The sequence below is a fragment of the Flagellimonas lutaonensis genome, from assembly GCF_000963865.1.
Classification (GTDB): Bacteria; Bacteroidota; Bacteroidia; order Flavobacteriales; family Flavobacteriaceae; genus Flagellimonas_A; species Flagellimonas_A lutaonensis.
In genome coordinates this window covers 1,940,179-1,960,121 of the sequence record NZ_CP011071.1, presented here as the reverse complement: position 1 = coordinate 1,960,121, position 19,943 = coordinate 1,940,179, and the positions used below count along the sequence as shown (strand labels likewise).

Here is a 19,943-nt window from a genome sequence, read left to right as displayed (position 1 = left end):
CTAGTCGAGTGTTAAAACAGGTACGCTTGAATGTAGGGTCAACAACTTTGTCAACCGGCCCTCTGAGGGCTTTGTCTTTTGTGCATGGTTGCGGGGCAAAATGGTCAAGAGGTCTATATCTTTTTCCTTGATATAGTCCAAAATGCCCTTTTCGATATCTTGGTTCTTTTCGAATGTGTGCTCTGCATAAAAGTGCTCTAAATAATACTCAAGGGTGTCCTCATTCGATTCTACAATTGCATTTTCCTCGTAAATAGATTCTTTATAGATGGTCAGCACATGCACCTTGGCGTTGAACATACGGGCAATATTCAAGAGTATGCCCAAAAGACGGGGGTTTTCTATCTCTTCTTTGCCCAAAACCAAGGCAATTTCCTTAGGGGTTTTGATTTCTGAGCCGAAAGGCACCGCCATAACCGGGCAGTCAGCTTCCAACACCAATTGTGAAGTATTGGTTAGGTGCTCATCGACACTTTTATCGCCCAATGTGCCCATTATGATCAAATCGGCCTGTTGATCTGTTCTGGTCTGCAATATGCTGGCGATAAGCTCGCCTTGTACCATCAACAACTCAGGCTTTTTCATGGTACGTCTGTTCAACGAACCGACGACCCTATCAAAACTGTCTTGGGTTTCCTTCAAATCGGCCTCCTTGAGAGCTGAAGAACTTACATACAACGCCTGAACCTGAATGGGCCTGTTGAAACCCACAAAGCTAAGGGTGTAGTCAAGTGCGGCTATAGAGGCCTCAGTAAAGTCAAAGGGAACCAAAATTTTAGTAATGCTACTCATACCTATGAAATTTAAATGGGTTCAAATTCAATTTCAGCCAAAAGTACGTCTGAGGCCCAATCCAAAACATGATAGAAGTCAGTTTTGCGGTTTTGGTGGGATAAATGGCCCGTTCTTATACCAAGGTGACAATTATCATTCTTTTAGATGTTGTTTCAGATGAACTTGCACCTGATTTCAACCAAAACAGCGGTATGAAACAACACCAAAAGCGTTGGGCCGCCCATCGTATAATCGTACTTTTGGCCATGTTCGTCTTGTATAGCGGCACCCGTTCACAACAATTGCCAAGCGATGCGACCGGAACCTGGCTGGAGTTGGTTAGCGACAATGCACTTTCAAAAAGGTGGAGCATACCGGTGGTGGGGGTCTTAAGGCAATACGACCTAGGCCATGAAACCGAGTTTGCCTTTTTGAGAACCGGGGCCACCTATGCATTTCCCAACACCCATTTAAAGGCCGCATTGGGGTTGGCCTATCTTGATAACCTGCCTTTTGAGCAAGAACTGTTCAGGCCAGAAGAGTACCAATTCTGGTTATATGAAGAGCTTACTATTATAAACTCACCTAAATTGTCGCAACGTTTTAGGCTTGAGCATCGATGGATTCAGGGTGCCGAAGAAAATCACACCGATCATAGACTCAGGTACCGATTGCATTTTCAGAGCACTTTAGCCCAAAACTTTTACTTCAAATGCTCTGATGAGCCTTTTTTCAGTTTCAAAGAAGCTAACATTGACCAAAATAGGTTCTTTATTGGCTTCGGTAAAAAGCTTGCCACCAATATCTCTGTTGAAATAGGGTACATGAAAAACCATATCGGAAAAAATAGCTATGACCGTGTTCGTATGGCACTGTTCTTTAAGACAAGCCTTTGCAGGGAAAGTCTTGATTTGATTAACAAAAATGACAAATTATCAATTTCTCAATAAAGCGGGGCAAAAAATAGAGACTTGACAAATGTCATATTTTAAAAATCTGAGGGTAAGTACTTTTAATCTCGTAAAAAACCTTCGTCATGAGATCAAAAAAGAACCCTCAAGTTGATTTGAGCAGAAACAGCAGCCTATACTTTATGGTAGGGCTGACCGTCGCGCTCTTTACCATATGGCAATTGTTGGAGTACAAGACCTATGAAACAGAAGACGAATTTGTTCAAGTGTTGGAAGTCGCAGAAGACATTAAAGAAGAAGTACCCGTTACCCAGCAGATTAGAACTGCACCACCGCCCCCACCTCCAGCTGCACCAGCTGTAATCGAAGTAGTCGAAGATGAGCTTGAAATAGAGGAAACCATTATTGAAAGTACAGAGAGTAGTCAGGAGACCGAAGTTGCAGAAGCAGTGGTGAGTGTTGACGATGTGGAAGTAGGTGAAGAGGAAGAAGAGGTTTCTGTACCCTTTGCCATTATTGAGAATGCTCCCATTTTCCCAGGATGCGAAAACCTATCAACAGAAGCCGAGCGCAGAGAGTGTTTTAATCGTAAGGTTCAAGAGCATATCAAAAAAAATTTTACTTATCCCAAGACCGCTCTAGAATTGGGTATACAAGGCAGGGTATTTGTGAAGTTTGATATAGACTCCCAAGGACGTGTGGCAAACATTCAAAAAAGGGGACCTGATAGGTTGTTGGAAGAAGAGGCTGCTAGAATCATTTCAGCATTGCCCAAAGTAAAACCTGGTCAACAGAGGGGGCGGCCAACCAAAGTCGCCTACAGTATACCCATAAATTTTGTAATGCAATGAACAAAAAGCCCGGATTATCTTGATCTGGGCTTTTGTTTTTTTTAGGCGCACCACTTATCGATACCAAGGTGCATCTATATAATCCCGCTCTTTTGAGTTTCGTTCCCTGTTTTTGATGATCAAATGGTTTTGGTCGATATACCTGGCCCTGTACCCCAATAAGTGAAAAATGGGTTTTGCCATGAAACGTGCGATTTTTTTATTGACCATCAAAGCGACCTTGTCATTACTGGCCCAATTTATGCCCGGCAACAAGGTCAAGACACTGTCCATCTTAAGATTTCGAACCCACTTTGACATCCAAAGAAAAAACCTTGGAATTTCACGAATAAAATAAAAGCCTTCACTTCCCTTTTTTTGGTATAGGGGCATGAACAACTGGCGCGGTTTTGTGGTCTTGATAACACCTTGCCCGTTGATGGCAATGGGCTGGTTCTTTGGCACTTTCTGAAAATTGACAAAGCCCGGCAGCATATCAAATTGATCGCTAGGGCCTATTTCATGTTGGTAATATATTTCATAAAAGGTATGGGGTTCATCGCAAGAATCGGCCACCTTGCACCTAAGTTTGGCAAGTTCTTCCACACCGACATCCACTGCCCCGGTCAGGGCCAAGGTATAGTTGATGAAATTGATGCTGTTCTCTATGGCCGAAGCGGCATCGTGCTGCCCACTTTCATAACCAAAAGACACATAACCCATTTCATTGATATGGCTGAGCAGGGCCCCCGACAGATACTCTTCAATACCCAGAATTATGGGCAATGGATAGTTGGATACAAATTTTCTGTTCAAGAGGCTGTCGTTCACCACAATAAAGGGAGATGTCTCGCCTGAAGTTGTATGAAGATCGATGAAGTAATAGGGCGGGCTTGTGGTGCTGAACAGCTCTTTTAAGAATCCCATCAACGCTCTCATCTCTTTCGCATCTGGGGTTTCCCGCCCATTTTGTCGTTCGAGTTGGGCGATTCGTTCTGGATGCCAAATACGATTTAGGTCTTCTTCATGAAAACGAACCTTTTTTTGAAGGGCCGACACATTTCCGGCAACCGCAAAAAATTCACCATTAAAGGGCGTCTTGTTTGACCGCAATTTTTTAACAACCTCATCGAGGGCAAAAATTCCTGCGGGTTCGTTACCATGGATACCACCAAAAAAAACAACCGTAGGACCCGGTTGTTTGCCCTTGATATGGCCCACAATTCTTTTAAACTGCAATGAGCTGCCCAAGGCCTTGCTATAGACTTCGGGCATGGTCAAAAGTCTTTTTTACTGATGATTCCTACCAAGGTATTGTCAAACACCACTGGCAGACAACCGATTTCATGTTTGTCCATTAACTTTTTTGCCAATTCAATCTTCATCTCTGGGGAAGTCGTCACCACCTCTTTCACCATAATATCTGACACCTTTGTTTTGTTAAAATCCGTTGTGGCCTCCAATGTTTTCAAGTAGCTCCAAGTCAACAGGCCCGACAGATGGCCTTGGTCGTTCTCAACCGGAATGTGGTGTATGTTGTTCCACTCCATAATGGCCTTTGCCATGCTTACCGAGTCATCTTCGTGCAATTTGAACAGATGTGTGGTCATAACTTCCTTCACCAATGTCGGCTTACGTCTGATGTTTTCCAAATTTACATGTTCCCATTGATGTATTGGCAGATTCTGTGATTGGTTTTCAACCATCTTCTTGGTCAACAGCACCAAGGCCTTATCGGTTTTGAAACGCCGTTTCAACGTTCTTAGGTTTGCCACCTGCCATTGTTCGCCCGACATGCCTTTGGTACGTTCTTCTATTATACCGAGCAAGCGCTCGATATCATCTTCGTCGACCCCACATTTGTGAAGGCCCTTATAGGCGATGGGAAGCAATTTGTTCAAAACCAATTTTTTGGCGCTGTAGAGCTCCCCACACCATAAAAAAACGGTTTCCTTTCCAGTTCGGGCCGCTTTGATAAAGTTGGTTTTCACCGTTTTAAAATCCATTTGGGAAGGCATGTCATCAAACATCTTCGGCCTTCCTTTCATCAGGCCTACCCAAAAGGCAAAATTGGCCAACTCGTCAATCACTGAGGGCCCGGAGGGAATGTACCTGTTCTCAATCCGTAGATGTGGCTTGCCACCTCCGACCCCATAGCAAGGGCGGTTCCAACGGTAAACCGTGCCATTGTGCAGACACAGGGCCGGCAGTTTTGGGATTTCTCCTTTTTTCAATATTTCAAGGGAACTCTCTTCAATCGGCTTGGTCAACAATACCCGGTGCTTTGAAATATCCTTTTTCAATATTTCAGCCACAGAACCTTCTTCCCAATGGTCACCAAAGCCGACCCTGGGCGTTTGGTTGCGCAGTGCGTAAGCGGTTTTTCTTGTGTCAAGGCTCTGTTGAAAAAGTGCTATTCGGGTCTCCTTCCACAATTCCCTTCCCATGAGCAAGGGCGAATTACAGCATACGGCAAGAACGGGGCCGGATATCGCCTGTGCCCAATTGTAGCTTTGCACAAAGTCATGCGATGGCACCTGTAAATGCATCTGAAAACTGGTATTGCATGCTTCGAACATGACCGAATCATGCTTTAGGTACAACTCATCGACCCCGCGTATCTTCAAATTGAAATCGCCTCCCTTACAGGCCTTCAACATCTCGTTCAAAGCAAAATATCGGGGTATGGGCGTCAAATGGTCGAGACCGACCTCTTTTTTGCCAATAGTGGGCAAAATACCGGCCAACAACAGATGTCCCTTGTGCTTTTGGGCATGTGTATTGGCCTTCTGTAGCAATTTGCGCAATTGGTTTTCAACAAGCGTAAAGCAATTTCCCTTAAGTTCAAAAGGATCCAGGTTGATTTCGATATTATAACTGGCCAACTCTGTTGTAAAATGGGGATCGTTGATTTCTTCGAGCAGCTTTAGGTTTATGCCATAGGGCCGATAGTTCTTGTCGATAATGCAGAGTTCTTGCTCTGCGCCGATGCGCACGACATCGTCTTCGAACACTTGATTTTGTAATAGCAGTTCAAGGGTTTCAACATCATCGATCAAATGCTGCACAAAGGCCATTCTAGCTTCGATGCCCTTTGTATTTGAAGTAATCATTTCGCCCATATCTGAAACTTATGGAACAAATCTATATATCGAAATCGATTGAAAACATGACATTTATCAGACTGAACCCGGCCTACGAGCCTTTAAATGACATTTGTCATGTTTTTTTGGGGCCAATGAAAGTACTTTTGAACCATATTGTGAGCTATGTGTGATCTTATCCATAAATATAACGTACCTGGTCCCAGGTATACCAGTTACCCCACGGTACCCTATTGGGATATTGATTCCTTTTCCGGCAAAAAATGGAAAGAAAGTGTAACCGATAGCTATCAAGAAAGCAAAGATGGGGGCATCAGCCTGTACATACACCTTCCTTTCTGTGAAAGTATGTGTACTTTTTGTGGTTGCCACAAACGCATTACCAAAAGACACGAGGTAGAAGACCCCTATATAAGGGCCCTTTTAAAAGAATGGGCGCTCTATCGGCAATTGCTGGGCGAACGACCCGTTATCAAAGAGCTGCACTTGGGTGGGGGCACCCCTACTTTTTTTTCGCCCGAAAACCTGACCAAACTGGTCAATGGAATCTTTCGGTTTGCCCATAGGGCCGAAAATGCCGAACTGAGCTTTGAGGGCCACCCGAACAATACCACTAAAGCCCATCTACAGGCACTCTACGATGTAGGCTTCAGACGAGTGTGTTTTGGTGTGCAAGATTATAACGAAAAGGTTCAAAAAGCCATCAACCGTATTCAACCGTACGAGAACGTACAACGGGTAACCACATGGGCCCGCGAAATAGGATACACATCTGTGGGGCACGATATTATTTACGGGCTGCCGTTTCAAACCCTTGAAGATGTAAACAATACCATAGACAAAACCAACGAATTAAGGCCCGATCGCCTTGCCTTTTACAGTTATGCCCATGTTCCCTGGAGAAAGGGAAATGGACAACGGGGCTATCGGGATGAGGATCTGCCGACCGCCACCGAAAAACAGTCACAGTACGAAATAGGAAAGACAAGACTTACCGAACTGGGCTATCAAGACATCGGCATGGACCATTTTGCACTGACCACCGATGCCCTGTACCAAGCTGTGGAGAAAGGCACCCTTCATCGCAACTTCATGGGGTACACCCCTTCAAAGACACAGTTGATGATTGGACTCGGGGTGTCAAGTATCAGCGATAGTTGGTATGCTTTTGCCCAAAATGTAAAAAACATAGAAGAATACCAACATTTGGTCGAGAACGATATAATACCCGTTTACCGAGGACATATTTTAAATCGGGAAGACCGAGTGATCCGCCAACACATTCTAAACCTGATGTGCAGGTTCGAGACCAATTGGCAAATGGAGGGAGACAATAACATAAATTTTCAGAACGTTATAGAAGACCTGACAGAGTTGGAAGCCGATGGCTTGGTTGAAATCGGTTCAAACTCCATAAAGGTAACAGAAAAGGGCCGGCCGTTCATCAGAAACATCAGCATGGCCTTTGACCTTAAACTAAAAAGAAAGAAACCCGAGACCCAATTGTTCTCGATGACCGTTTAACAGGCCCGCCATGGTTGGCCATAAAAGTAGACCCATGAAAAATATTATTGTCCCAGTCGATTTTTCAGAACAATCGGAGAAAGCCTTGAAAGTGGCCGCAGGTTTGGCCAAAAAACACAATGCCTCGCTTTTTGTGCTGCATATGTTGGAACTCTCGCCGGCCATTATGGCCAACACCGAATATATGCCACCTGAGCATATCGTTCACCTGATGAAATTGAACGAAAAACGGTTTGAGGAGTTTTTGGACAGACCCTATTTGAAAGATGTGGAGATCACCCCTATCATCAAACACTATAAGGTGTTCAGTGAAGTAAACGATGTGGCCAAAAAACACAATGCAGACCTAATTGTCATGGGATCTCATGGTGTGGATGGATTGGAGGAAATCTTCATAGGCTCCAACACAGAACGCGTGGTTAGAAATGCAGAGGTGCCGGTTTTGGTCATTAAGGGCGATATGGAAAACTTCAAGGCAGAGCGCTTTGTGTTTGCCTGTGATTTTAAGGAAGAAAGTGTGCCCAGTGTCAAAAAAGCCGTTGATTTTGCCAAAAAACTGAAAGCGGAGTTGAAACTGGTCTACATCAACACCCCGGCAGATGCTTTTTTGAGCCACGAAGATGCCTATAAGCGTATCTCAAAATTTTTGAACATCGCCCAACTCGGATTGGAAGTTGACATCTACAACGATTATACGGTAGAGAAGGGCATTCTTAACTATGCCGAAAGCCAAGGGGCCGATTTGATCGGCATACCCACCCATGGCCGCAAGGGCCTGTCACATTTCTTTATGGGCAGCCTTGGTGAAGACATAGTCAACCACAGTAAGATACCGGTCGTTACCTTTAAGATATAAAACGGCCATAGATTGATTTTTGATGTACAATTTGGTATCGATACCAAAGAAAAGAGGGGCTTGAAACAGCCCCTCTTTCCATTGTCAAAAAGTCTTTCTAGAGGGGCAGATACGATTTGCCCTCTTTTACATCGGCAATCAGCTGGCCCACGGTGGTATGTTGAATACTTTTCAGAAAATCAGCCTTGGTCTGCCCGACCATTTCGTGCAACGGACATGGGTGCGAATCATCACATTTCTGTAAACTGAGCACGCAAGAGGTCAAGCGATGCTCCCCGTCAATTAGTGAAACTATTTTGAACAGCGGAGTGTTTCTGTTTTTATCGGTAAGATAAAATCCGCCGTGGGGGCCTTTGGCGGAAGAAACCACATCGTGCCGTGAGAGTTCCTGCAATAGTTTTGAGGCATAGGCTTCGGGTATATCGGTTGCCTCACTGATAACTTTGGCCCTTATACGTTGTTTTTCAGAAGAATTGACCCCTAAATAAAGTACGGCCTTAATAGCGTATTTGACAGAATTTGAAAACAAGGAAAGCTTTTTTTTTGCGAATATAAAGATTAAAAGACTTTTTTGTCTGAAATATGATGCTTGTCATGTTTTCCGTTTTTATGGGCAACTATATTTGTGCCCATGAAAAGTTGGGTAGTTTTATTGGTGACCTCCATCATGCTCTTAAAGCCCCTATGGCCCATTGCCGAGTATATAGCCAACTACGACTACATCGCCAATACGCTTTGTGAGAACAAAGACCGGCCCCAACTGCAATGTAACGGCAAGTGCTACCTTTCGAAACAACTGGCCAAAGAGGCTGAAGGAAACGATAAAAATCCGTTCGGGGAAAGACTTTTCAGTGAATTGCTGCAAACGGTCTTTTTTGAGCCCCTGACCGAAATCACCATCGATTGTTGCGGCGAGCAAAATACGAATGGTAGAATTGCCTATTTGAACACCTTCTTTTCTTCTTGCCATCTTTTGGTTTTGGGGCAACCTCCCGAAGACTGCCAATGATTTCATTTTCTTTTTTGAACGGTGCTTCCAAACACCTAGGTTGGATTGCACTACTTAACCTTCGTTGAATCATAATTACACAATCATGACTTTTAAAACAGAAAGAACGCTGGGTCTTTTGATGGCCTTGATGTTCATTATAAATACGGCAACCGTATACGCCCAAAACAACCATATCATCAGATTGCTCGACCAAGAGAGTTCGTTGCCCATCATCGGGGCCACCTTCACCTATGGAGACCAAACGGGCGTCTCCAATGTTGACGGCAATATTGAATTTCAATATCGTAAAGGCGTATCGATGAACTTTTCACACATCAACTATGGCAAGTGGTCATTGATCGATGCAGAGGTCTTGCAAATGATCGAAGAAAAAGTTTTTTATCGACGGCCCATCATCGTCAACCTTTACCCGATAACCGTAATCGCCCTAAGAAAAAATATGAGCCCAATTGAAAATGTAACACTTGATTACCAAGAGCGGTTGGCTCATGACGGGGCATCGGTCTTGAACCAAAACCCTGCCCTGAACAGCATACGAAAAGGCGGCAACTATGGTTTCGACCCCGTTTTCAGGGGCTTCAAGTACGACCAATTGAACGTTGTCTTGAATGGGGCCCAGAGTGCCACGGCGGCCTGCCCCAACCGTATGGACCCGCCCACCAGTCAAATGGCCCCCAATATGGTCGACAGGATCGAGGTGCTCAAAGGCCCCCATGCCCTGCGTTACGGCACCGGTTTCGGAGCCACTATTAATTTTGTGCCCACTAAACTTCGGTTTGTAGAAGAAAATGATTTCTATGGAAGAATTTCCAATGGTTTTGAGGGCAATGGTACCGTTTTGCGAAACGAGGGCCAACTGGGCTTCAACGGAAAGAAGCATGATATCGCCGTCTTTGCCTCTTGGTCACAGGGCAACGACTATACGGCCGGCAATGGTCAAACCATAGCGGCAGATTTCAATCGGGGCAGTTTTGGCACCAATTTGGGCTTCAAACTATCTGAAGACAATCTCTTGCGGGTATCGGCAACCTATAACGTGGCAAGAGATGCAGATTTTCCTGCCCTGCCCATGGATTTAAGGGAGGACGATACCTGGATGTTCAATGCCCGACACGATGCCAGCTTTGACAAAGACCATCTTTCTTCATGGAACACCACGGTTTTTGCCTCGTTCGTAAACCACCTGATGGATAACTTGTTGAAGCCCCTAGACCCTAGGATGCTGAACGCATCGACCAAGGCGACCACCTATAATTACGGTGCCCGAACCGAAGGGGTGTGGAATTTTGAAAAGTCCAATCTGTTTGCCGGGGCCGATTTTAGAAGAGAGGGTGCCGAAGGCACTAGGGTGCGAGAGTTTTTAATGGGCCCCAATGCGGGCAATGTGGTTCGCGACAACGCATGGCAAGACGGCCAGATGGGCAAGGGCGCGGTCTTTTCAGAATACCATCTCATTTTTGACAAGACGAGGGTGGTGTTGGCCACCAGATTGGAGCTGAACCGTGCCAACGTTGATGAGCCCACACCAGAGTTTACCCAGGCGAACGGTGATACGCAAGTAACACAGTTCAACCCTAGCTTCAGTATCGGGGCCACAAGAAATATCAATGAAGAAATAACGCTGGGCCTATGGCTGGGCCGTGCCCAACGAAGTGCAAGCCTAACCGAGCGGTACATCAATTATTTTCCGGTGGGCCAAGATCCCTACGAAATGTTGGGCAATCCACAGTTAGACCCCGAGGTCAATAATCAGCTCGACCTTACCCTTAATTGGCAAAACAAGTTGACCAGCTTGGACATCGATTTTTTTGCAGGATACCTTCAAGATTTCATCTCTTCGGTCATCGACCCAGAACTTGAGCCACGGTTGCCGATGAGTCCCGGTGTACGTCGGTTTATCAACATTGAGGATGCCCTGAACCTCGGCTTTGAGTTCAATTGGGTGCAACAACTGACCTCGGGGCTACAACATCGTGTGGGCGTAGCCTACACCTACGCACAAGACCTGGAACGAGACGAACCCCTGCCCGAAATCGCCCCGTTGGATCTCAGATACACCCTTTCGGGCCATTATATGAAAGGAAAACTGCTTCCAGAACTGACGTTCAGGCATGTATTGGAACAATCACGAACAGCTACCGAGTTTGGCGAAACCCCAACCCCGTCTTTTTCGCTGTTGGATGCAAAGTTGGCCTACAACTTTACCAAATCGGGCAGGATCACGGTCGGTGTCAACAATATTTTCGATGAGAACTATTATGAACACCTGACGCGATCTGTTAGGGGAAACAACCAGCCAATTTTTGCCCCCGGCCGCAATGCTTTTGCCGCCATCAATTTTGTGTTCTGAAAACACTTGGAAATGGCCATGAAATGATTTCAGGTGTACTTACATTACTTTGTGGTTTGTTGAAGGCCGTCTGGTGATACCAGATGGCCTTTTTGTGTACAAAAAGCATAGGACAGGGACAAAAAACATCAACAAAGCCAACACAAATGATTGAATATTAGTTTTTTACCACACCCCTTCTGTCACCAATAAAAATTTTCAGATTAAAAGAGTTTTTTATCTGAAATATGACGATTGTCATATTTTATAAAGAACACCACCGCTACTTTTGGGGCATATTAAATCATAAAATACAACAATGAAAATAGCCAGTAGATCAATCGCCGTTCTGTTCTCCCTACTCATCATGGCTTGTGGAGGCAAGGAGGAAAAGAAAAAAGAAGGTTTCAGCGTAGAGCGCAAAAAAGCAAAGACCGAGAAACCTGTTGAAACAAACTCCACCTCAGCGGTAAAAGCTTCTGAAAGGGTTGATTTGGACAACAAAGGGGTCGGCCCAATAACATCGTTGACCCTTGATGCTGAAATTGATCAGCCCATGGCCAAACAAGGCGAAGAGGTTTTTAACCAAATGTGTACTGCATGTCACAGAGTGGGAAAAAAGTTCATCGGCCCCGCGCCAAATGGTATTTTGGAAAGAAGAACCCCAGAATGGGTCATGAACATGATCTTGAATCCTGAAGTGATGGTGAAAGAAGACCCATTGGCAAAAGACCTGCTGATGGAATTTAATGGGTCGCCCATGGCCAACCAAGGGCTCACAGAAGAGCAGGCCCGTGCTGTCTTGGAATATTTTAGAACTATAAACTAGTGTATATGAAAACAACCACCAATCTCAAGCTTTTGATTGGCTCTTTTTGCATACTGATGCTGTTGGCCAGTTGCAAAAATGAGGCCAAAACTGAGACCCCTACTGCCCCTGCGGATATGCAAACGGAAGATGCGAAAAAAACAGGGCAGGCGTTCATTAAAGACGATGAATCACGTCCCAATGTGCTACAGATAGCCATTGGTTCACCTGACCACACAACCTTGGTTGCGGCAGTTCAAGCTGCGGAACTTGAAAATGCCTTGGTAAACGCAGGCCCATTGATGGTCTTTGCGCCCACCAACGAGGCCTTTGATGCCTTGCCAGAAGGGACTGTGGAAGATTTACTGAAGCCAGAAAACAAAGATGCCTTGGCAAACATTCTCAAGTACCATGTGACCCCTGGTAAGTACACCAAAGATTTTTTGAAAAAATTCAAAAAACTGGGGCAGGCCAATGATCAAAGTGTAATGGTAGAGGTCAAAGGTGACGATGTATATGTGGGCGGCGCCAAAATTATTGCCAGTATAGATGCTGGAAACGGAATCGTGCACGTAGTGGACAAGGTGATATTGCCCCCAACAGAAGAGTAAAACTTATAAATAACAATAAATAGCAAAACAATGAAAAAATGTACGTATTCGTTACTGATGCTTTTGGGCTTCGCCCTGACCTTCATGGGCTGTGGTGAGCAGAGCAAAAGCTCAAATGGAGCATTGACCTCAAATGCAGCCGAAAAGGTCTATGTGGCCCCCGGTGAACATGATGAGTTTTATGCCTTTTTATCAGGTGGGTTCAGTGGACAATTATCAGTTTATGGTCTCCCTTCTGGCAGGCTCCTTAAAATTATCCCTGTATTCTCTCAAGATGCCGAAAAAGCTTGGGGCTACAATGAAGAAACCAAACCCATGTTGAACACTTCCCATGGTTTTGTTCCTTGGGATGATGCCCACCATCCCGACATATCGCAAACCAACGGAGAGCTTGATGGCCGTTGGGTTTTCATTAATGGCAACAATACGCCACGTATAGCAAAAATCGACCTAAGTGTGTTCGAGACAACGGAAATAATCGAAATTCCAAACAGTGCTGGTAACCACAGTTCTGCCTTTGTCACAGAGAACACCGAATATGTCGTGGCCGGTACACGCTTCTCGGTGCCAGTACCACAAAGGGATATGCCCATTGCCGAGTACAAGGGCAACTTTAAGGGTGCACTGACCTTTATAAGCGTTGACCCAGAAGATGGTGGTATGGACATCAAATTTCAATTGATGATGCCCGGGTTCGATTATGATCTTTCCCACCCTGGTCGTGGCAAATCACATGGTTGGTTCTTCTTTACCACCTATAACACCGAAGAGGCCAGCTCGCTGTTGGAAGTGAACGCATCTCAAAACGACAAAGATTTTATTGCAGCGGTTAACTGGAAAAAAATAGAAGAATATGTGAACAATGGTGGAGGCACCAAAATGCCCGCCAATTATGCACATAACGTGTATGATGAAGAAACGCACACTGCAACTTCTACCATGAAAAAAGAGGTTTTGGTGGTAAACCCAACAGAAGTGCCCGGTGCGGTATTTTTCTTGCCCACGCCAAAATCTCCGCACGGTTGTGATGTGGATCCAACAGGACAGTACATTATTGGTAACGGTAAGCTTTCAGCTGACCTAACGGTTCACTCCTTCGATAAGATGATTGCTGCCATTGAGGGCAAAAAATTTGATGGTGAGGCATATGGCATCCCCATTTTGAAATTTGAAGATGTTTTGGCTGGGCAAGTTAAAAGTGGTGGCCTTGGTCCATTGCACACAGAATTCGATGGTGAGGGCAATGCCTATACCTCGTTCTTCATATCCTCAGAAGTGGTGAAATGGAAATTGGGCACTTGGGAAGTTGTCGATAGGCAACCCTGTTACTATTCGGTGGGCCACTTGATGATTCCTGGGGGCAACTCAAGAAAACCCTTTGGCAAGTATGTAGTGGCAATGAATAAAATCACAAAAGACAGGTATCTGCCCACTGGGCCAGAGGTTACACAATCGGCACAACTCTATGATATTTCTGGTGAAAAAATGGAGCTCTTGCTAGATTTCCCAACGGTCGGTGAACCACACTACGCAGCTGGTATCGCAGCAGATATCGTGAAAGAACGTTCGAAAAAAATATTCGAGCTGAAAGACAACAAGCACAAATATGGCATACAATCAGATTCCGATGTGCGCGTAGAACGTAATGGCAAAGAGGTACACGTGTATATGTCGATGATTCGTAGCCACTTTAACCCTGACAATATCGAGGGTATTAAGGTGGGCGACAAGGTCTATTTTCACGTGACCAACCTTGAACAAGATTACGATGTGCCGCACGGCATCAGTATAATCGGCGCCAACACATCGGAGCTATTGATCATGCCAGGACAAACTGAGACCTTCGTCTGGGAACCCAAACAGCCCGGCGTATGGCCATTCTACTGCACCGACTTCTGTTCGGCGCTACATCAAGAAATGCAGGGGTATGTAAGGGTGTCCCCTGCCAACTCAAACATTGATCTCAAATGGTCTTTGGGCGAGTAATTAAATCCTCTTGAGGATTTCCATTTCAAACTTGGGCACGGCCGGCCAATGGCCGGCCGTGCTTATTTATCATTAAAAAAATAAAGCGATGAAAAAATCACGATTGACCATGGTTTTGGCTGCCCTATTACCACTGTTCTTGTTTTTGTTCCCTCTTTGGAAAATAACATTGGAAGCGCCCCAATACCCTACACCTTTGGGCATGTACATCTACATCAACGATTTTGCAGATGCCAACCCGCATGATATCAAGAACATAAACCTTATGAACCATTATGTGGGTATGAAGTACATACCCGATGCCATACCAGAATTCAAGATATTCCCAATCGTTATTATAATCACAACGATTATTGGGCTGGTAGTTGCAGCAAAGGGTAACCACAAATGGTATCTATACTGGTTTATTATGATGTTGTTGGTGAGTACTGCAGGCCTTATAGACTTTTACATTTGGGAGTATGAATATGGCCATGACCTAGACCCTAGGGCCATTATGAAATTTACCAATCCAGATGGATCTGTAATGGGTTTTCAACCGCCGTTTTTTGGCTCGAAGGATATTCTTAACTTCAGGGCACATTCATACCCGCAACTGGGTGCCTACTTTTTGGCCATTGGAATTGCTTTGGGCTATGTTGCCTATTATGTCGGCAAAAAAGAAAAACAAACCGTAAAGACCTCGTCATGAGTACACGTTATCTTTTGTTAATATGCCTAGCACTGGCCATTGGCTCTTGCAGTGTTAAGCCGAAGCCCATAGAATACGGTTCAGATGCCTGCCATTTCTGTAGTATGACCTTAGTGGATAGGCAGCATGCCGCCCAAATCGTGACCGACAAAGGTAGAGTCTATAACTTTGATGCCGTGGAATGCATGATGAACCACTTAAAGGAAGTTGACAATAGCACGGTCGCGCTGTTTTTGGTCAACGGCTACACACAACCTGGTGAACTGATCGATGCCACTAAGGCCACTTATCTCATCAGCGAAGGCATACCGAGCCCCATGGGAGAGTTTTTAACGGCATTCGATAGCAGGGCTGATGCCGAAAAGGCACAACAACAGCATGGCGGTGAACTGTATTCATGGAATGAACTCCGAAACCGTTTCAAACCGTAATGATGTACGAAATAGACGAAAGCCTTAAAGCACAGCCCTTCAATGGCCTACAAATAAAAAAGTTGACCAAAGGCAGTACCTTTGAGGTCATGGGCATTAGCCTCGAAAAAGATGCAATCTTTCCCGAACACACCTCCCCCAGTGATGCACTGTTGGTTGTTCTTGAGGGAACTATTGATTTTTTTATAGACGGAAAAAGCTTCCGATTGACCCAACAGGAAAATTTTTCATTTCCGAAGGAAACCCCTCATTGGGTAAAGGCTCATGAAAACACCAAATTTTTGATTATCCGTTAATGCGATCTACAGTTTTTTTATTTGTCGGGATATTTCTCATGGGATCAAATATGGCCATTGCCGAACAAATCACGGTATGCGCCGATTGTGAGGCACTCTCAATAAAACAAGCCATTGCAATGGCCTCCGATAATGATACCCTGTTGATCAAAAAGGGAACCTATAAAGAGTTCAATATTCTCATCGACAAGCCACTTACCCTGTTGGGCGAGAATTACCCCGTTATAGACGGAGAAGACAAGGGCGAAATCATTCGAATCGCATCAGACAACGTAACTGTAGATGGTCTGTTCATCATAAACGTCGGTACGAGTTACACCTCGGATTATGCAGCCATACGGGTGGTTCAGAGTGAGAACTTCCTGATTCAGAACATTGTGCTGGAAAAGTTGTTCTTTGGCATTTATCTTGAAAAATCAAACAACGGAAAAGTATATCACAACAAAATCATCGGAGATGCGGTTGATGAATACAATTCTGGCAACGGCATACAGCTTTGGTATTCGCACAACGTAGTGGTTGACCACAACATCGTACAGGGTGTGCGTGATGGCATTTATCTCGAATTTTCAGATAACGTGACCATCAACAATAACCTCAGCTCAAACAATCTTCGTTATGGTCTACACTTTATGTTCTCGAACGACGATGTGTATACCAACAACACCTTCGAGAACAACGGTGCCGGTGTGGCGGTCATGTTTTCGAAGCGTATTAAAATGCGCAAAAACATCTTCCGAAAAAATTGGGGCACCGCTTCTTATGGGGTACTGCTAAAAGAAATTAACGATGCCGAGATCGTTGGCAACACCTTTGAAGAAAATACCATCGGAATCAATATCGAGGGTTCAAACAGAATCGACTACCGGAACAACGATTTCATCAATAATGGATGGGCCGTAAAGGTTCGTGGTGCCTGTTATTCGAACCGGTTTGTCGGAAACAACTTTTTGTACAACTCTTTTGACATTTCTTACAACAGCAAGGTTAGTGACAATGTTTTTGAACAAAATTATTGGAGCAGTTACACTGGTTATGATCTGAATAAAGACGGAATCGGCGATGTGCCCTATCGCCCGGTAAAGCTGTTTTCTTATATTGTGAACCGCACGCCCGAGACCATTGTGCTGTTACGCAGTCTGTTTATGGATATCATCGACTTTTCAGAAAAAGTATCGCCCGTTTTTACACCCGACAACCTAGTAGATGCGACCCCTTTGATGCGGCCCTTTTCAGGGCTTGAAGAGGATGTGGTTGCAAGTCAAACATCCAAACCCAAATAAATGATCGAGATAACAAGCCTACATAAAAGATTTGGCAAAAACCAAGTGCTGACAGGGGTTGACCTCACCATAAGAAATGGTGGCATCTATGCTGTTTTGGGGCCGAACGGTTCAGGCAAGACCACGCTCATTAAAAGCATATTGGGCATGGTAATACCCAATAAGGGCAGCATTTCGGTTTTAGGGCAGAACATAAAGAACAGTTGGAAATACCGCAAGCAAATCGATTATCTGCCGCAGATTGCGAATTTTCCAAGCAACATTAAGGTAAAAGAGCTGATACGCATGATCAAAGACCTGCGGCAAAAACCGAGCGATGAGGAAAAATTGATCAATCTGTTTGGCCTGCAGCCTTTCTTGGACAAAAAACTTGGCACGCTCTCGGGCGGAACCAAACAAAAGGTAAACCTTGTACTGACCTTTATGTTCGACAGCCCGCTTATGATATTGGACGAACCCACCACCGGTCTGGATCCCGCTTCTTTGATAAAGTTGAAAGAGCTGATTCAAGCAGAAAAAGCCAAGGGCAAGACCCTACTGGTCACCACGCACATCATGCAGTTTGTGGAAGAAGTGGCCGACGAGGTCGTATACCTGCTCGAGGGCAAGATCTATTTCAAGGGAAGTATTGACGCCCTGAAGAAAAAAACGGGCCAAACAGATGTTGAACATGCCATTGCGGCCATTGCAACCCATACCGCCGATGCTTAAAATATTGAAATACAGTTTTTATGACCTGATGCGAAGCCGCTGGAGCTACGTTTATTTTCTATTCTATCTGGCATTGGGGTTTGTACTGCTGTTCTTGAACAACGATCTGTCAAAAGCCGTCATCACCCTGATGAACGTTATCATCGTGCTGGTGCCGTTGATCGGAACCATCTTTGGGGTCATGTATTTTTACAACTCCAAAGAGTTTACAGAACTTTTATTGGCACAGCCATTAAAACGTTCTACAATCTTCTTGGGGCAATATTTTGGGGTCGCGGGCTCATTGACCTTGAGCCTTGTGCTAGGCCTCGGCATACCTTTTGTGCTGTACGGCCTTTTCAGAAGCGAGGCCATTTTCAACTTTGTGCTTTTGTTGGTCACCGGGGCCTTTCTCACCTTGATTTTTACCGCCCTGGCCTTCAATATTGCCATCTCCAATGAAAATAGAATCAAAGGCTTTGGCTACGCTGTGTTGCTGTGGCTGTTCTTGGCGGTCATCTACGACGGACTCTTTCTCTTATCGCTCATCATTTTTGAGGAATATCCATTGGATACGTTTTCACTGGCTGCCACCATGTTCAATCCAATCGACCTATCAAGAACCTTAATATTGCTGAAGCTGGATATTTCTGCCCTGCTTGGATATACGGGTGCCGTGTTCAAAAAATTCTTCGGTACCAATCTGGGCTTTTTGGTCTCGCTTTTGGTATTGGCTCTTTGGACCATACTACCGATTTGGCGATTGGCCTTCAAGGCAAAAAGAAAAGATTTCTAAGATGGCACAAGCCCGCCCACAACCTGACATTTGTCATAGTTATAATTGGTATATGGTGATACCTTGAAGGAAGTAATTGAAAAACATTCATCATGAAAAAAAGAGTCCCCGTATCCCAGATAATGACAAAAAACGTGGTCACCCTAAGCGTTAAAGACAATTTGGTCACCGCAGAAGAGCTTTTCAAAAAACATCGCATCCGCCATATTCCCGTGGTTTCTGGCGATGAGGTAATCGGTATTCTAAGCTACACCGACCTAATGCGTATCAGCTTTGCCGATGCCATAGACGAACACGAGCAAGAGGTTGACACCATGGTCTACAATATGTTTACCATAGAACAGGTAATGGCCAAAAACGTCATCAGTGTTACGTCTGGCACAACAATCCAAGACACGGCAAAGTTCTTGGCAGAAAGAGATTTTCATGCCCTACCGGTGATTGACGATGGCAAGCTTGTGGGCATTGTCACCACTACAGATTTGATCAATTATTTGCTGCAACAATACTGATGTGGAAGGCAGCAAAAGCGCCCTATTGTGATTATCTTGCGCCATGCAGAGAAAAATTGTCGGGCATGGACATGATGTGAAGATTGCCCTTTTTTACTTTTGCTTGGCCGCCATATTTGGGGTGGTACTTAGATTGTTTCCAGTTGTTGAAACACAGGCGAATTACAAATTCATTGTACACACCCATTCGCACATTGCCCTACTGGGGTGGGTCTATATAGCGCTGGCTTCATTACTGTACAGGTGTTTTATCCGCACTGGCACCACCGACCCTACCTACCTCCATATTTTTTGGTTCACCCAGTTGACGTTGGTGGGCATGTTGTTCACCTTTCCCTTTCAGGGCTATGCTCTGTTCTCGATTATTTTTTCAACCCTTTTTCTGTTTGCTTCTTATTGGTTTTTGGCCTTCTTCCTAAAAAACCAATCACCTGCACTTAAAAAGACCCCTGGTTTTGAAGACTTACCCTTTTTCGTACAGCGGTTAAATTAAACAAAA

General features: G+C 44.8%; 21 protein-coding genes. 17 read left to right on the top strand and 4 right to left on the bottom strand.

The genetic code is table 11. From position 1 onward, the window contains the following. Positions 1-792, bottom strand: a complete 792-nt coding sequence (locus VC82_RS09185) for a universal stress protein (protein ID WP_045802117.1) — start codon at positions 790-792, stop codon at positions 1-3. Positions 793-986: 194 nt separating this feature from the next. On the opposite strand from VC82_RS09185, the gene VC82_RS09180 reads away from it, so the two are divergent. Then, positions 987-1,724, top strand: a complete 738-nt coding sequence (locus tag VC82_RS09180; RefSeq protein ID WP_170218318.1) for a DUF2490 domain-containing protein — start codon at positions 987-989, stop codon at positions 1,722-1,724. Between the two features lie 86 nt (positions 1,725-1,810). Then, on the top strand, positions 1,811-2,536 hold the full coding sequence (locus VC82_RS09175; RefSeq protein WP_045802115.1) for an energy transducer TonB: 726 nt from the start codon (positions 1,811-1,813) through the stop codon (positions 2,534-2,536). A gap of 54 nt (positions 2,537-2,590) precedes the next feature. On the opposite strand, the gene VC82_RS09170 is transcribed toward VC82_RS09175, so the two are convergent. Then, positions 2,591-3,790 carry a succinylglutamate desuccinylase/aspartoacylase family protein gene (locus VC82_RS09170; RefSeq protein ID WP_045802114.1) on the bottom strand — a complete coding sequence of 400 codons (1,200 nt, stop codon included), beginning with the start codon at positions 3,788-3,790 and terminating at the stop codon, positions 2,591-2,593. 2 nt (positions 3,791-3,792) lie between these two features. Continuing rightward, complete coding sequence (locus VC82_RS09165; RefSeq protein ID WP_045802113.1) at positions 3,793-5,637, bottom strand: CBS domain-containing protein; 1,845 nt, start codon at positions 5,635-5,637, stop codon at positions 3,793-3,795. 147 nt (positions 5,638-5,784) lie between these two features. Here VC82_RS09165 and hemN point away from each other — a divergent pair, with 147 nt between their 5' ends. Both hemN and VC82_RS09155 read left to right on the top strand, forming a co-directional pair. Continuing rightward, positions 5,785-7,143 carry an oxygen-independent coproporphyrinogen III oxidase gene (hemN, locus tag VC82_RS09160; RefSeq protein ID WP_045802112.1) on the top strand — a complete coding sequence of 453 codons (1,359 nt, stop codon included), beginning with the start codon at positions 5,785-5,787 and terminating at the stop codon, positions 7,141-7,143. 34 nt (positions 7,144-7,177) lie between these two features. Continuing rightward, positions 7,178-7,999, top strand: a complete 822-nt coding sequence (locus VC82_RS09155) for a universal stress protein (protein ID WP_045803352.1) — start codon at positions 7,178-7,180, stop codon at positions 7,997-7,999. A 97-nt stretch (positions 8,000-8,096) separates the two neighbouring features. On the opposite strand, the gene VC82_RS09150 is transcribed toward VC82_RS09155, so the two are convergent. Next, complete coding sequence (locus tag VC82_RS09150) at positions 8,097-8,528, bottom strand: RrF2 family transcriptional regulator (RefSeq protein WP_045802111.1); 432 nt, start codon at positions 8,526-8,528, stop codon at positions 8,097-8,099. A 102-nt stretch (positions 8,529-8,630) separates the two neighbouring features. Here VC82_RS09150 and VC82_RS15265 point away from each other — a divergent pair, with 102 nt between their 5' ends. From VC82_RS15265 to VC82_RS09085, 13 genes are all read left to right on the top strand, one after another. After that, positions 8,631-9,008: a hypothetical protein gene (locus VC82_RS15265; protein ID WP_052698983.1), complete on the top strand. Its 378-nt coding sequence runs from the start codon at positions 8,631-8,633 to the stop codon at positions 9,006-9,008. An 85-nt stretch (positions 9,009-9,093) separates the two neighbouring features. Then, a complete protein-coding gene (locus tag VC82_RS09140; RefSeq protein WP_052698981.1) occupies positions 9,094-11,361 on the top strand; it encodes a TonB-dependent receptor domain-containing protein in 2,268 nt (755 codons plus the stop codon). A gap of 298 nt (positions 11,362-11,659) precedes the next feature. Beyond that, complete coding sequence (locus tag VC82_RS09135) at positions 11,660-12,169, top strand: c-type cytochrome (RefSeq protein WP_045802110.1); 510 nt, start codon at positions 11,660-11,662, stop codon at positions 12,167-12,169. A 5-nt stretch (positions 12,170-12,174) separates the two neighbouring features. Further along, positions 12,175-12,759, top strand: a complete 585-nt coding sequence (locus VC82_RS09130; RefSeq protein ID WP_045802109.1) for a fasciclin domain-containing protein — start codon at positions 12,175-12,177, stop codon at positions 12,757-12,759. A 30-nt stretch (positions 12,760-12,789) separates the two neighbouring features. Beyond that, positions 12,790-14,745: a Sec-dependent nitrous-oxide reductase gene (gene nosZ, locus VC82_RS09125; protein WP_045802108.1), complete on the top strand. Its 1,956-nt coding sequence runs from the start codon at positions 12,790-12,792 to the stop codon at positions 14,743-14,745. An 88-nt stretch (positions 14,746-14,833) separates the two neighbouring features. Further along, a complete protein-coding gene (locus VC82_RS09120) occupies positions 14,834-15,436 on the top strand; it encodes a hypothetical protein (protein ID WP_045802107.1) in 603 nt (200 codons plus the stop codon). After that, the gene (locus VC82_RS09115) at positions 15,433-15,867 is read left to right on the top strand and encodes a nitrous oxide reductase accessory protein NosL (RefSeq protein WP_045802106.1); all 435 of its coding nucleotides are present in this window, start codon (positions 15,433-15,435) and stop codon (positions 15,865-15,867) included. The genes VC82_RS09120 and VC82_RS09115 overlap by 4 nt, the downstream gene beginning before the upstream one ends. Further along, positions 15,867-16,163 carry a cupin domain-containing protein gene (locus tag VC82_RS09110; protein WP_045802105.1) on the top strand — a complete coding sequence of 99 codons (297 nt, stop codon included), beginning with the start codon at positions 15,867-15,869 and terminating at the stop codon, positions 16,161-16,163. Before VC82_RS09115 ends, VC82_RS09110 begins: the two co-directional genes overlap by 1 nt. Before the next feature lie 50 nt (positions 16,164-16,213). Then, positions 16,214-17,446 (top strand): nitrous oxide reductase family maturation protein NosD, encoded by a 1,233-nt coding sequence (locus VC82_RS09105; RefSeq protein WP_245615869.1) that lies wholly within the window; start codon positions 16,214-16,216, stop codon positions 17,444-17,446. After that, entirely contained in the window at positions 17,447-18,157 is a 711-nt protein-coding gene (locus VC82_RS09100; RefSeq protein WP_045802103.1) for an ABC transporter ATP-binding protein, read from the top strand. Continuing rightward, on the top strand, positions 18,150-18,932 hold the full coding sequence (locus VC82_RS09095; protein WP_045802102.1) for an ABC transporter permease: 783 nt from the start codon (positions 18,150-18,152) through the stop codon (positions 18,930-18,932). The genes VC82_RS09100 and VC82_RS09095 overlap by 8 nt, the downstream gene beginning before the upstream one ends. A gap of 92 nt (positions 18,933-19,024) precedes the next feature. After that, positions 19,025-19,444, top strand: a complete 420-nt coding sequence (locus tag VC82_RS09090; protein WP_045802101.1) for a CBS domain-containing protein — start codon at positions 19,025-19,027, stop codon at positions 19,442-19,444. Positions 19,445-19,487: 43 nt separating this feature from the next. Beyond that, entirely contained in the window at positions 19,488-19,937 is a 450-nt protein-coding gene (locus tag VC82_RS09085; protein WP_045802100.1) for a hypothetical protein, read from the top strand. The last annotated feature ends 6 nt before the right edge of the window (positions 19,938-19,943 follow it).

Excerpts from the sequence above, each read along its gene's own strand:
- VC82_RS09185 (WP_045802117.1), bottom strand. The coding sequence starts at position 792 with ATGAGTAGCATTACTAAAATTTTGGTTCCCTTTGACTTTACTGAGGCC.
- VC82_RS09180 (WP_170218318.1), top strand. The coding sequence starts at position 987 with ATGAAACAACACCAAAAGCGTTGGGCCGCCCATCGTATAATCGTACTT.
- VC82_RS09175 (WP_045802115.1), top strand. The coding sequence starts at position 1,811 with ATGAGATCAAAAAAGAACCCTCAAGTTGATTTGAGCAGAAACAGCAGC.
- VC82_RS09170 (WP_045802114.1), bottom strand. The coding sequence starts at position 3,790 with ATGCCCGAAGTCTATAGCAAGGCCTTGGGCAGCTCATTGCAGTTTAAA.
- VC82_RS09165 (WP_045802113.1), bottom strand. The coding sequence starts at position 5,637 with ATGGGCGAAATGATTACTTCAAATACAAAGGGCATCGAAGCTAGAATG.
- hemN (WP_045802112.1), top strand. The coding sequence starts at position 5,785 with ATGTGTGATCTTATCCATAAATATAACGTACCTGGTCCCAGGTATACC.
- VC82_RS09155 (WP_045803352.1), top strand. The coding sequence starts at position 7,178 with ATGAAAAATATTATTGTCCCAGTCGATTTTTCAGAACAATCGGAGAAA.
- VC82_RS15265 (WP_052698983.1), top strand. The coding sequence starts at position 8,631 with ATGAAAAGTTGGGTAGTTTTATTGGTGACCTCCATCATGCTCTTAAAG.
- VC82_RS09140 (WP_052698981.1), top strand. The coding sequence starts at position 9,094 with ATGACTTTTAAAACAGAAAGAACGCTGGGTCTTTTGATGGCCTTGATG.
- VC82_RS09135 (WP_045802110.1), top strand. The coding sequence starts at position 11,660 with ATGAAAATAGCCAGTAGATCAATCGCCGTTCTGTTCTCCCTACTCATC.
- VC82_RS09130 (WP_045802109.1), top strand. The coding sequence starts at position 12,175 with ATGAAAACAACCACCAATCTCAAGCTTTTGATTGGCTCTTTTTGCATA.
- nosZ (WP_045802108.1), top strand. The coding sequence starts at position 12,790 with ATGAAAAAATGTACGTATTCGTTACTGATGCTTTTGGGCTTCGCCCTG.
- VC82_RS09120 (WP_045802107.1), top strand. The coding sequence starts at position 14,834 with ATGAAAAAATCACGATTGACCATGGTTTTGGCTGCCCTATTACCACTG.
- VC82_RS09115 (WP_045802106.1), top strand. The coding sequence starts at position 15,433 with ATGAGTACACGTTATCTTTTGTTAATATGCCTAGCACTGGCCATTGGC.
- VC82_RS09110 (WP_045802105.1), top strand. The coding sequence starts at position 15,867 with ATGATGTACGAAATAGACGAAAGCCTTAAAGCACAGCCCTTCAATGGC.
- VC82_RS09105 (WP_245615869.1), top strand. The coding sequence starts at position 16,214 with ATGGCCATTGCCGAACAAATCACGGTATGCGCCGATTGTGAGGCACTC.
- VC82_RS09100 (WP_045802103.1), top strand. The coding sequence starts at position 17,447 with ATGATCGAGATAACAAGCCTACATAAAAGATTTGGCAAAAACCAAGTG.
- VC82_RS09095 (WP_045802102.1), top strand. The coding sequence starts at position 18,150 with ATGCTTAAAATATTGAAATACAGTTTTTATGACCTGATGCGAAGCCGC.
- VC82_RS09090 (WP_045802101.1), top strand. The coding sequence starts at position 19,025 with ATGAAAAAAAGAGTCCCCGTATCCCAGATAATGACAAAAAACGTGGTC.
- VC82_RS09085 (WP_045802100.1), top strand. The coding sequence starts at position 19,488 with ATGCAGAGAAAAATTGTCGGGCATGGACATGATGTGAAGATTGCCCTT.